Below are 12,408 nucleotides of genomic sequence, written 5' to 3' on the forward strand. Positions count from 1 at the left end.
AAAAAATGTTAGACATAAAGGATTTTTCGATTTTTGAAAACCAAGTCAGTTTTGACTTCAAAGGATTCTTGATAAAAATCGGAAGTTATTGGAAGTGGTTTTTGATCAGTTTATTAATCACTTTTACGATTGCTTATCAAGTCAATATACGCAAGGAGAAAATCTATGGTATGGAGACGCTTATTGCTGTAAAAGAAGAAAGTAATCCACTTTTTACGTCAAATACGAGTTTAGTCTTCAATTGGGGTGGTACCTCTGATCAGGTTCAAGCCATTTCAACCACGTTGCAGTCTCGTTCTCATAACGAGTTAGTTGTAGATAAGCTGCAATATTATATTAATTACCTGGTTCAAGGGGATTATAATTTAGTCGATGCGTACGGTACTGTTCCGTTTTTTGTAAATATTGATAAAACTAAGGGGCAACTTACCGGAATGCTCATAGGGATTAAGTTTGTAAGTGAAAATGAATATGAAATTAGAATCCCATTTGAAAACCCAAGCGTTTCTATACTCACTTATTCAAATAATTCATACAGTAACACCGCAGTGGAACCGGGCGAATTTGTCAAAAGATATAAAGTCGGACAACAAGTGGCGCTGCCTTTTTTAAATTGGAAATTGCAAATAAATGATAATCCTGGTTTTTACAAAGGAAACGAATATTTTGTACGATTTAATGATTTTGATGGAACGGTTTCCGGTTATAAAGGCATCAGTGTGCAGTCAGATGACAAAGGAGGTTCGATCATTACTTTAGGAATGCAAGGAACGAACAAAGCAAGAATGGTAGAATATTTGAATTCGACTGTTAAAATGCTTATCAAAAGACAGTTGGACAGTAAGAATCAGTTTGCGACAAATACCATTGCTTTTATAGACAGTACTTTAGTTACAATGGAATCCCAGTTGAAGGAAACGGGAAACGAACTGAAAACCTTCAGACAGGGAAAGAATATTTATGATATTGAGGAAGGTGGAGCTAAATTCTCAGAGAAGATTTTGGAATTTGATGTCAAGAAAGACGAGGTTAATCGTAAGGTGGCCTATTATAATTCCTTAAAAGCATACCTTAAAAACAGTGTGAATTATGCAAAGCTACCAGCGCCATCGGTAGCAGGAATCGAAGATCCAAATATTGTGGTTAATGTTTCCAAGTTAATCGCCTTATCCACGCAAAGATCAGAAATGGCCTATGCGGTAAAAAGCGACAAGATTTTCAAAGATTTTGACAATCAAATGGAAGCCGTTAAAAATGTATTGCTGGAGAACATCGCCACGGCTAAATCTTCATTACAGTATGATTTAGCCATGGTTAGCAGTAAAATAAATGAAACAGAGAGTACCATAAAGCAACTTCCAGAAGACCAACAAGAACTGATAAAAATCAAAAGGAAATACGATTTAAGCGATAATATTTATAGTACTTTTTTGCAAAAAAGAAGCGAAGCCGATATCGTTAAAGCAGCTAATCTTTCCGATGTTCATTTTATAGATCCTGCTAAAGATGTAGGTGGAGGATTGATTGGACCCAAAACCTCTGTGAATTATGTACTGGCTTTATTTCTAGGAATTCTTTTTCCGTTGATTTTTGTGTTCGCTGTTTTTTTTATCAATAATTCGGTTCAAAATACCGAAGACATCAGTAAAATGACAAAAATTCCTTTAATAGGAGTGGTGGGCGTAAATAGAGAGCACACTAATTTAGCTGTTTATGATCGGCCTAAATCTGCTTTATCCGAATCCTTTAGAGCCATACGTTCGTCGCTTCAATTTTTGTACAAACAGCAAAATGTAGATGGAGCCAAAACCTTGATGATCACTTCTTCGGTCAGTGGCGAGGGAAAAACATTTTGCTCGATAAACATCGCCACCGTATTTGCCTTGAGCGAGAAAAAAACAGTAGTTATTGGTCTTGATTTAAGAAAACCCAAATTGGCATCCGAATTTAATTTGTCCAATGACGTGGGGATAGTTAATTATTTAATTAAACAAAAAACAGTTGATGAAATTATAAACCATACTCATATTCCGTATCTGGACGTTATTTTATCAGGTCCTATTCCGCCCAATCCAGCGGAGATGATTATGAGTGAGGGAATGGGAGAGCTAATTGAAGAATTAAAGAAAAAATACGATTATATAATTCTGGATACGCCGCCAGTAGGGTTGGTTTCTGATGCATTAGAATTAGCGCAATATTGTGATGTAACGCTGTATATTGTAAGGCAGAACTTTACTAAAAAAGACATGATTACTTTATTAAACAATAGGGTCAAACGTGGAGAGTTAAACAATACCAGCATTATTTTAAATGGTTTAGAAAATAAAGCAAAATACGGAACGGGTTATGGATACGGCTACGGTTACGGCTACGGGTATGGAACGTATGCTAACGGTTATTATGAAGAAGAAAAGCCAAAGAGTATTTATCAAAAAGTAGCACAAAAAATATTAAAAAAACCGAGGCAGTAAGGGTTGGATTAAAAACAAAACAAAATGAAAGTGGAAATGCAAAAAGTGATTTTAATTACCGGAGGGGCAGGTTTTATAGGGTCTAATCTTTGTGATTATTTTTTATCAAAAGGAGATAAGGTTGTTTGTTTGGATAATTTTGCAACAGGACACAGACACAACTTAAAGGACTTTATAAATCATCCTAATTTTAGTTTGATAGAAGGAGATATTCGCAACGCTACAGATTGTGCAACTGCGGTAAAAGGAGTAGATTACGTTTTACATCAGGCAGCTTTAGGGTCTGTGCCTAGGTCTTTGAAAGATCCTGTGACCACTAATGATGTGAATGTGACCGGTTTCTTGAATATGCTAGTAGCAGCACGTGATGAAAAAGTGAAACGTTTTATATATGCGGCAAGTTCCTCTACTTATGGTGACTCAGAATCTTTGCCAAAAGTAGAAGAAGTAATAGGAAAGCCACTTTCTCCTTATGCGATAACGAAATATATAAATGAATTGTATGCCGAAATTTTTAGTAAAACGTATGGTTTAGAGACGATTGGCTTGCGTTATTTTAATGTTTTTGGAAGAAAGCAGGATCCTAATGGTGCTTATGCTGCGGTTATCCCAAAATTTGTAATGCAATTGATGCATTTAGAACGTCCAAAAATAAATGGCGATGGGAACTATTCTCGCGATTTTACTTATATTGACAACGTAATTCAAATGAATGAGCTGGCGATGTTGACTCAAAATCCGGAAGCAATTAATACCGTTTATAATACGGCGTATGGCGACCGAAATACGTTGAATAATTTAGTAGGTTATTTGAAAGAATATTTATCAGAATATGATCCGCGCATTGCTACTGTTAGTGTGGAATACGGTTCCAATAGAGCAGGAGATATTCCTCATTCCTTAGCCAGTATTGATAAAGCAAAAAATCTGCTGGGATACAATCCAAAATATTCCATGCAGGAAGGGCTAAAAGAGGCGGTTGGCTGGTATTGGCATAATTTAAGATAGAAGATTTTGGTTGTTAGTTGGCTTTTATGGGTTATCTGTTATTACACGAATAATTACGGATTGAGAATAGCTATCAAATAAAAATATAAGATACTCGTTAATAAACCGACAACAGAGAACCGACAACCGAAAACCGAGAATCTAAAACAGAAAACCAACAAAGAATATAAAAATAAAAGAAATGAAAATTACAAAAATTTGTTGCATCGGAGCTGGTTATGTTGGTGGTCCCACTATGGCCGTTATCGCTCAAAAATGTCCACAAATTCAAGTCACGGTTGTGGATTTGAATGCAGAACGCATCGCAGCTTGGAATGATGAAGATGTAAATAATATACCAATATATGAGCCAGGCTTGGGCGCGATTGTTGCGGAAGCGAGAGGAAGAAATTTATTTTTTTCTACTGATGTCGACAAGGCCATAGCCGAAGCTCAAATCATCTTTATTTCGGTTAATACACCCACAAAAACCTACGGAAAAGGAAAAGGTATGGCTGCTGATTTAAAATACATTGAATTGTGCGCCAGACAAATTGCCAGAGTGGCCAAAGATAATAAAATTGTAGTGGAGAAGTCGACACTTCCAGTAAGAACTGCTGAAGCAATTAAAAGTATTTTGGATAATACCGGTAATGGGGTGCAGTTTCAAATATTGTCTAATCCAGAATTTCTTGCCGAGGGAACTGCGGTTCAAGACCTGTTAAATCCAGATCGGATATTGATTGGTGGTGATGCCACGGAGGAAGGTCGGAAAGCAATTCAAGCACTAGTGGATGTGTATGCCAACTGGGTTCCAGCAGATAAAATAATAACCACAAATGTGTGGTCGTCAGAATTGTCAAAATTGACTGCTAATGCTTTCCTAGCACAACGGATTTCCTCTATTAATGCCATGTCGGAACTTTGTGAAAAAACAGGAGCCGATGTCAATGAAGTAGCTAAAGCTATTGGGATGGACAGCAGAATTGGATCAAAGTTTCTAAAAGCGTCAGTAGGGTTTGGAGGTTCTTGCTTTCAAAAAGACATTCTGAATTTAGTTTACATCGCAAAATCGTATGGATTAAATGAAGTAGCGGACTATTGGGAACAAGTAATCATAATGAATGACCACCAGAAAAGACGGTTCTCCAACAACATCGTTCAAACGCTTTACAATACTGTTTCCGAGAAAAAAATTGCATTTTTGGGTTGGGCATTCAAAAAAGATACCAATGATACCAGAGAATCGGCTGCTATTTATGTTGCTGATGATTTAATCAATGAGCACGCAAAAATTGCCGTTTATGATCCAAAGGTTTCCAATAAAAAAATATTGGATGATTTAAATTATTTAGAAACCCGAACCGCAGCAAGTAATGCCAGTAGCATCAATTCTTTTGCTGATCCGTATGAAGCCTGCCAAAACGCACATGCTATTGCTGTACTGACAGAGTGGGATGAATTTATAACCTATGATTGGCAAAAAATCTATGATTCTATGCAAAAACCAGCTTTTATTTTTGATGGAAGAAATTTGTTGAATGCGGCTGATTTAGAAGCGATCGGATTTGTATACCAAGCGGTGGGCTCTTAAAAAAGGAAGTAGTCATTTTGGTTTAATCGGATGAATTGATTTTCGTGCTAAAGAAGATGTAAAATAGTAGAAAACAAAATTAATAAAAAGAATCGCATTTTTATTGCAATACAAAACATAAGATGAATTGGTATGTCGTGTATACAAAACCCAAATGGGAGAAAAAAGTAGCAGAACAATTAAAAAATAGTGGAATAGAGTGCTATTGTCCTTTAATTACTCAAATCCGACAATGGTCCGATCGAAAGAAAAAAGTTGAAGTGCCTCTTTTTAATTCCTATGTTTTTGTTCAGTTAGAGGAATCGGATCGGAACTCCGTATTTCAATCTGTTGGTGCAGTCCGATATTTATTTTGGCTGGGAAAGCCGGCTATTGTTCGCGATGAAGAAATTAGTGTAATTAAGAAATGGCTCGACACTTCGGATTGTATTGATGTAACCGTGGGAGCCTATCAAATTGGAGATTCCATACAGTTGGAGTCTGGCCCTTTCGTAGCACAAAAAGCTATAATTCAAGAGATGACGAATACCCATTACGTGTTGGTTTTGGAATCTTTGGGGTGTGTTTTAAAAATGAAAATAAAATAGGGAAACAGACTAAAATAATGGCTTTTTTAAGCAATAGAAAGGTTAAAGTTTTGACTACGTTGTTGCTGTGAAATAAGTGTGTTGTGCTTCACTTTCAAACGGAACTAAATTGTTTCACTTGGGAAACGGAACTGCAATTGATTTTTAATAGCACTTTCTGACGACTAGTTGTAGCCAAGACTTTTATGAACTCAAGAAATATTTTTTTTCTAAAGTGGAGAGATAATAGTCTTTGAAAGCGAATGGCAGTATGGAATCAAAAAATTAATTGCAATTTAAATATATAATTTAAATGAAAAAAATACTAATAACAGGAGGCGCTGGATTTATTGGGTCTCATGTAGTTCGGTTGTTTGTTGCCAAATATCCTGAATATCATATTTATAATTTAGATGCCCTTACTTATGCGGGTAATTTAGAAAATTTGGTGGATATTGAAAACGAACCCAATTATACTTTTGTAAAAGGAGATATTACGGATGAAACTTTCATTACTGATTTGTTTGATAAACATCAGTTCGATGGGGTAATTCATTTGGCTGCAGAATCTCACGTGGATCGATCCATTGAAGATCCACTAGCCTTTGTAAAGACTAATGTTTTTGGAACGGTACATTTGCTCAATGCGGCAAAAAAGCAATGGTTGAATAAACCGGAAGGCAAACGTTTTTATCACATCAGTACTGATGAGGTATATGGATCTTTAGGCGCAGAAGGACTTTTTACAGAGACGACTGCGTATGATCCTAATTCTCCGTATTCCGCCTCTAAAGCGAGTTCAGATCATTTTGTGAGAGCGTACGGTGAAACGTATGATTTACCTTTTGTGATAACCAACTGTTCTAATAATTATGGTCCTAATCATTTTCCTGAAAAGCTAATTCCTTTATTTATAAATAACATAATTAACAACAAACCGTTGCCGGTGTACGGTGATGGGAATTACACACGCGATTGGCTTTTTGTAGTGGATCATGCAAGAGCAATTGATTTGGTTTTTCACCATGGAAAAAATCACGAGACCTATAATATTGGGGGCTTCAATGAGTGGAAAAATATTGATTTAGTGTGTCTTTTGTGCTCTATTATGGATGGCAAACTGGGCCGTGCTGCTGGAAAATCAGCAGAATTAATTACGTATATTAAAGACAGACCTGGACATGATTTGCGCTACGCAATTGATGCTTCTAAAATAAATAAAGAGTTAGGCTGGAAACCATCAGTGACTTTTGAACAAGGATTAGAGATCACAGTAAGCTGGTATTTGAACAATTCGGACTGGTTGCAGCACGTTACCTCTGGTGCGTACGCTTCCTATTATGAAAAACAATATTTGTAAGTGTAGCTCCTGATAGTAGATCAGAAAGAGGCGCTACAATTTTTCTGATTTTGGAACCACAGGAATGTCATCTCTATTACGTGTTGATTTTCAAGCGATTATTATTTTTAAAGTCCTTAAAAATAATTTTTTAACATCGATTTGTTATTCGGCAGTTATTTTACTGACCTTTTGTAAGTATATTTGCGCCCTGAAAATAATCCAGTTCTTATTCATTTATGTGAGTTTGAACTGCGTAGCAGTAGATTATAACGAACACAAGTAATCAGAATTAGTAGGAAATGGGTTTAAATAAAAAAATAGCAGTAATTGGTTTAGGGTATGTAGGCTTGCCATTAGCAAGACTATTTGCCACAAAACATGCTGTAGTAGGATTTGATATCAATCAATCTCGTGTTGCTTCCTTACAATCGGGTACGGATACAACCTTTGAGGTTGAAGATACCGTTTTACAAAAAGTACTTTTAGACCAGCCGAGTGATTCCAATGGTTTGTACTGTACCACTGATATAGCCCATCTGGCAACGTGTAACTATTACATTGTAACGGTTCCCACTCCAGTAGATAAAAACAATCGTCCTGACTTAAATCCGCTTTATAAATCCAGTGCAACAGTAGGGAAGGTCTTGAAAAAAGGGGATATTGTTATTTATGAATCTACCGTTTATCCTGGCGCGACAGAGGAAGAATGTGTGCCCGTTTTAGAAAAAGTTTCGGGATTACAGTTTAATGTTGATTTTTTTGTAGGCTATTCGCCCGAACGCATTAACCCAGGAGACAAAGAGCATACGGTAGAGAAAATTTTAAAAATCACTTCGGGATCTACGCCAGAAATTGGACAGGAAGTCGATGAATTATATAAATCAGTGATTATTGCCGGAACCCATTTGGCACCGACCATAAAAGTAGCAGAAGCAGCCAAAGTAATTGAAAACTCTCAGCGGGATATCAATATTGCTTTTGTCAATGAATTAGCCAAGATTTTTAACTTGATGCATATTGATACGCATGCCGTATTAGCCGCAGCAGGAACGAAATGGAATTTTCTTCCTTTCAAACCCGGGTTGGTAGGTGGACATTGCATCGGCGTTGATCCGTATTACTTAGCACAACGGGCACAGGAATTTGGTTACCATCCAGAAATTATCTTGGCGGGACGTCGCTTGAATGACAGTATGGGAGACTATGTTGCTTCGCAGATCGTAAAATTGATGATCAAAAAAGGGATTTCAGTGAATGGCGCTACGTTATTAATGCTGGGGATTACTTTTAAAGAGAACTGTCCTGACGTTCGCAATACAAAAATAGTTGATGTGATCACTGCTTTGGCAGATTATGGAATTACGATAACCATTTTTGATCCAATGGCAAATCCGGCTGAAGTACAACATGAATACGCACTAGTAACGACTGCCGAACTGCCTGATCAAAAATTTGATGCCGTAGTTTTAGGCGTTGCACACCGAGAATTTCTAGAGATTGATTTTTCTAAATTACAAAATACCAACAGTTTGTTGTATGATGTAAAAGGAATTTTAGGGGATTTGGCGGACGGGAAGCTGTAGCCTAGAAAATAAAGAATAAAGAGAATAGAATAAAGATTAAAAAAAACAGCAAAAATATAATGAATTAAATTTCAAGGGTAATATGAAAACTAGCATTAAAGTTTGGGTAAGATTCAACAAATAAATTTAGTGTGTTTTTATTTTAAATAAGAAAATATTTAAGCATTATGTTTTTATTTTAAATCGTCTAAAAATTTGCGATAGAGCATAGCTGTTAATTACCATTTTTATTCGAATAGTTTACAACAATAATGTGATCTCTTCACTAATTAAATCATTTAACGTTTTGATATAACTGTATAAATGATTTTTCGAACATCGAGCAACGATAAAATATGGAATATAAGCATTCAATAACTCATGTCATTCTTACCGGTGGAGTGGGAAGCCGTTTATGGCCCTTATCTCGTAAAAGTCAACCCAAGCAATATTTAGAGCTTTTTGATGGGAAGTCTTTGTTCGAAATGACCGTAGAACGCAATCGCAATGTTGCTGATACCATTATGGTGGTAGGCAATCGCGATAATTCTCATCTCAGTAAAAAAGTGTTGGAAAAATCAAACACTTCCTATATTGATATTGTGGAGTCTACTCCTAGAAATACAGCAGCAGCCATCGCTTTTGCCGCTTTTGCATCTGATCCAGAAGCCGTATTGATCGTCACTCCCTCCGATCATATTATTGACAAGATGGAAGAATATGAAGCAGCCATAGGTGATGCTATTGAAAAGGCTTTAAAAGGATATATTGTAACTTTTGGAATTATTCCTACTAAACCAGAAACAGGGTATGGTTACATTGAAAGAAAAGGGGACGATGTCCTTTCTTTTAGAGAAAAACCAAATCAGGTTACAGCAAGAGACTTTATTTCAAGAGGCAATTTTCTATGGAACAGTGGTATGTTTTGCTTTAAAGCAGGCGTATTTTTAGAAGAATTGAAATCATTTACCCCGGAGGTTTTTGAAAAATCCAAAATTGCATGGGAAGCCAATCAAAATGGAAATTTAGATTTAGACTTGTCGCTCGATATACCATCCATCAGTATTGATTATGCTGTTATGGAGCGAAGTAAAAAAATAAAAGTAGTTTCTTCTACCTTTGTCTGGTCGGATTTAGGCTCTTTTGAGTCGGTGTATGACTATTTAGTGGCTCATGGCCATCCTGTGGATAAAAACGGGAATATGGTCATTGGTACCACTAATTATACGGCTTTCGTCGGACTTAAAAACACTATTTTTGTACATACGGAAACGGCTAACTTAATTCTTCAAAAAGACCATTCTCAAGATGTTAAGAATGTGTACAATGAATTGGAACGCGAAAATCCAGAATTGCTGAATTAAGAATTTTATCTGTTTTTTTCTTTTTAAAATATTAGAAATAATGGGAGCCAAATTATTTTTTAACCCACAATATCTGTAGTACTACATAGTTTTTTATTTCACCTTTTAGGCAGGGAAAAAAATCAAAACCGGTATGTCATTTCACTCTGTACAGAGGAAAAAAATAAAAAGTAGTATGTCATTTCATCCTTTTCAACAAGAAGAAATGAAAACAAATTTTAATAAAACTAAAAGTTGGTGATTTTAAATTAGTAATGAATACAAACTCCAAAATCTATATCGCAGGACATCAAGGCATGGTAGGAAGTGCGGTGTGGAGAGCATTAACGGCCAAAGGGTATACCAATCTAATTGGTGTTTCCAGCACGGAATTAGATTTACGGAATCAAAAAGCAGTTTTCAATTACATTGCTACTGAAAGTCCAATTGTAATTATTGATGCAGCAGCCCGTGTTGGAGGTATTTTGGCAAATATGAATTCACCTTATGAGTTTATAATGCAAAATATGCAGATTCAAAATAATCTAATAGATTCAGCATTCCAATCAGGCGTTGAGAAGTTTATTTTTTTAGGCAGTTCGTGTATTTACCCTAAATTGGCTCCTCAGCCTTTGAAAGAGGAATATTTGTTAACAGGTGCTTTGGAATCCACAAATGAATGGTACGCTATTGCAAAAATAGCAGGAGTAAAAGCGTGTGAAGCGATCAGAAAACAATACGGCAAAGAGTATTTTAGCTTAATGCCAACAAATTTATACGGTTCAAATGATAATTTTGACTTGAATAGTTCGCATGTTTTACCCGCTATGATTCGGAAGTTTCATGAGGCAAAAGAAAATAATAATGCTACTGTTACCCTGTGGGGAAGTGGTACACCAAGGAGAGAATTTTTGTATGTAGAGGATATGGCCGAAGCAGTAGTTTTTGCTTTGGAAAATAAGTTGCCAGATTCCCTATATAATGTAGGAAGCGGAGTAGACTTGACTATAAAACAATTGGCAGAAACCATTCAAAAAATCACAGGACATCAAGGCGCCATTATTTGGGATAACACAAAACCAGACGGTACGCCACGAAAGTTAATGGATGTTTCCAAAATGAATGCGCTAGGATGGAAACACCGAGTAGCCTTAGAAGAAGGAATTCAGAAAACATACCAGTGGTTTTTGGACAATATACAATACTTAAATAAAACTACTTAACAAATAGTTTCAGACATAAACATGCAGCTATTCCCGTTTCAACATGGGTTAGTGTTGTGTTTTTCTGGTGAATATTAAGACTTAATTTATGGACAGCACTACACAAAAAATAGCTTTCATTACCGGAGTAACCGGACAAGATGGAGCATATTTAAGTGAGTTTTTATTGAAAAAGGGATACATTGTTCACGGTCTTAAAAGGCGATCCTCTTTGTTTAACACCAATCGGATTGATCATTTGTATCAGGACCCGCATGTGGACAATCGCAATTTCTTTTTGCATTACGGGGATATGACGGATGGGACCAACTTAATTCGTCTGATCAAAGAAATTCAACCCGATGAAATTTATAATCTGGCTGCGATGAGTCATGTGGCCGTTTCTTTTGAAATGCCGGAGTACACGGGAAATGCTGACGGATTGGGAACATTACGTATTCTGGATGCGGTTCGATTATTAGGATTAGAAAAAAAGACCCGTATTTATCAAGCCTCCACATCGGAATTGTACGGTAAAGTACAGCAGGTGCCACAATCCGAAACAACTCCTTTTTACCCACGTTCTCCGTATGCCGTAGCCAAGATGTATGCTTTTTGGATTACAGTGAATTATAGAGAAGCCTACGGAATGTATGCCTGTAATGGTATTTTGTTTAATCATGAATCGCCTATTCGAGGCGAAACTTTTGTAACCCGCAAAATTACAAGAGCTACCTCCAGAATAGTGTTGGGATTACAAGATAAATTATTTATAGGAAACTTAGATGCCCAACGTGACTGGGGTCATGCAAAAGATTATGTACGAATGATGTGGATGATTTTACAGGCGGATGAAGCCGAAGACTGGGTAATTGCGACCGGGAAAACAACATCGGTGCGTGATTTTGTGCGTATGAGTTTTGCTGAGGTAGGTATTAAATTAGAGTTTAAAGGAGAGGGAGTTGATGAAAAAGGGTTTGTGAAATTATGCTCTAACCCAGAATACCAAATAGAAATTGGAAAAGAAGTTTTATCAGTAGATCCTAAATATTTTAGACCAACAGAAGTCGATTTATTAATTGGAGACCCAAATAAAGCCCGCACCAAATTGGGCTGGGAGTGTCAATATGATTTGCCAGCATTAGTTAAAGAAATGATGCAATCCGACTTGAAACTGATGCAAAAAGACCAATACCTAAAAGAGGGAGGCTACAACGCTTTGAATTATTTTGAGTAAATTGGATAGGGTTAATCGGTTAGAGAAAATTTAGTCGTTTAAATAAACTAAATAATTAATCAGTAAATCGTTCCAAAAAGTTTAATCCTTAACTAAAATCA

9 protein-coding genes are annotated in these 12,408 nt (G+C 36.3%); all 9 read left to right on the plus strand.

The features are described 5' to 3' along the window. Window positions 1–5: 5 nt before the first annotated feature. The 9 genes from BLS90_RS10955 (at window position 6) to gmd (ending at window position 12,307) form a co-directional block, all read left to right on the plus strand. Window positions 6–2,474 (plus strand): polysaccharide biosynthesis tyrosine autokinase, encoded by a 2,469-nt coding sequence (locus tag BLS90_RS10955; RefSeq protein WP_091257656.1) that lies wholly within the window; start codon window positions 6–8, stop codon window positions 2,472–2,474. A gap of 24 nt (window positions 2,475–2,498) precedes the next feature. Further along, on the plus strand, window positions 2,499–3,482 hold the full coding sequence (locus BLS90_RS10960; protein ID WP_175455470.1) for an SDR family oxidoreductase: 984 nt from the start codon (window positions 2,499–2,501) through the stop codon (window positions 3,480–3,482). A gap of 181 nt (window positions 3,483–3,663) precedes the next feature. Beyond that, on the plus strand, window positions 3,664–5,055 hold the full coding sequence (locus BLS90_RS10965) for a UDP-glucose 6-dehydrogenase (RefSeq protein WP_091257657.1): 1,392 nt from the start codon (window positions 3,664–3,666) through the stop codon (window positions 5,053–5,055). Between the two features lie 122 nt (window positions 5,056–5,177). After that, window positions 5,178–5,642 (plus strand): UpxY family transcription antiterminator, encoded by a 465-nt coding sequence (locus BLS90_RS10970; protein ID WP_091257658.1) that lies wholly within the window; start codon window positions 5,178–5,180, stop codon window positions 5,640–5,642. Between the two features lie 292 nt (window positions 5,643–5,934). Continuing rightward, window positions 5,935–6,981 (plus strand): dTDP-glucose 4,6-dehydratase, encoded by a 1,047-nt coding sequence (rfbB, locus tag BLS90_RS10975; protein WP_091257659.1) that lies wholly within the window; start codon window positions 5,935–5,937, stop codon window positions 6,979–6,981. A 281-nt stretch (window positions 6,982–7,262) separates the two neighbouring features. Then, complete coding sequence (locus BLS90_RS10980) at window positions 7,263–8,546, plus strand: nucleotide sugar dehydrogenase (RefSeq protein ID WP_091257660.1); 1,284 nt, start codon at window positions 7,263–7,265, stop codon at window positions 8,544–8,546. Window positions 8,547–8,881: 335 nt separating this feature from the next. Next, window positions 8,882–9,889, plus strand: coding sequence for a mannose-1-phosphate guanylyltransferase (locus tag BLS90_RS10985; protein ID WP_091257661.1), 1,008 nt, complete (start codon window positions 8,882–8,884; stop codon window positions 9,887–9,889). A 254-nt stretch (window positions 9,890–10,143) separates the two neighbouring features. Then, complete coding sequence (locus BLS90_RS10990; RefSeq protein ID WP_091257662.1) at window positions 10,144–11,091, plus strand: GDP-L-fucose synthase family protein; 948 nt, start codon at window positions 10,144–10,146, stop codon at window positions 11,089–11,091. An 88-nt stretch (window positions 11,092–11,179) separates the two neighbouring features. After that, window positions 11,180–12,307 carry a GDP-mannose 4,6-dehydratase gene (gene gmd / locus BLS90_RS10995; protein WP_091257663.1) on the plus strand — a complete coding sequence of 376 codons (1,128 nt, stop codon included), beginning with the start codon at window positions 11,180–11,182 and terminating at the stop codon, window positions 12,305–12,307. Window positions 12,308–12,408 lie beyond the last annotated feature (101 nt).

The organism is Flavobacterium omnivorum, from assembly GCF_900099915.1.
Lineage (GTDB): Bacteria > Bacteroidota > Bacteroidia > Flavobacteriales > Flavobacteriaceae > Flavobacterium > Flavobacterium omnivorum.

Excerpts from the sequence above, each read along its gene's own strand:
- BLS90_RS10955 (WP_091257656.1), top strand. The coding sequence starts at position 6 with ATGTTAGACATAAAGGATTTTTCGATTTTTGAAAACCAAGTCAGTTTT.
- BLS90_RS10960 (WP_175455470.1), top strand. The coding sequence starts at position 2,499 with ATGAAAGTGGAAATGCAAAAAGTGATTTTAATTACCGGAGGGGCAGGT.
- BLS90_RS10965 (WP_091257657.1), top strand. The coding sequence starts at position 3,664 with ATGAAAATTACAAAAATTTGTTGCATCGGAGCTGGTTATGTTGGTGGT.
- BLS90_RS10970 (WP_091257658.1), top strand. The coding sequence starts at position 5,178 with ATGAATTGGTATGTCGTGTATACAAAACCCAAATGGGAGAAAAAAGTA.
- rfbB (WP_091257659.1), top strand. The coding sequence starts at position 5,935 with ATGAAAAAAATACTAATAACAGGAGGCGCTGGATTTATTGGGTCTCAT.
- BLS90_RS10980 (WP_091257660.1), top strand. The coding sequence starts at position 7,263 with ATGGGTTTAAATAAAAAAATAGCAGTAATTGGTTTAGGGTATGTAGGC.
- BLS90_RS10985 (WP_091257661.1), top strand. The coding sequence starts at position 8,882 with ATGGAATATAAGCATTCAATAACTCATGTCATTCTTACCGGTGGAGTG.
- BLS90_RS10990 (WP_091257662.1), top strand. The coding sequence starts at position 10,144 with ATGAATACAAACTCCAAAATCTATATCGCAGGACATCAAGGCATGGTA.
- gmd (WP_091257663.1), top strand. The coding sequence starts at position 11,180 with ATGGACAGCACTACACAAAAAATAGCTTTCATTACCGGAGTAACCGGA.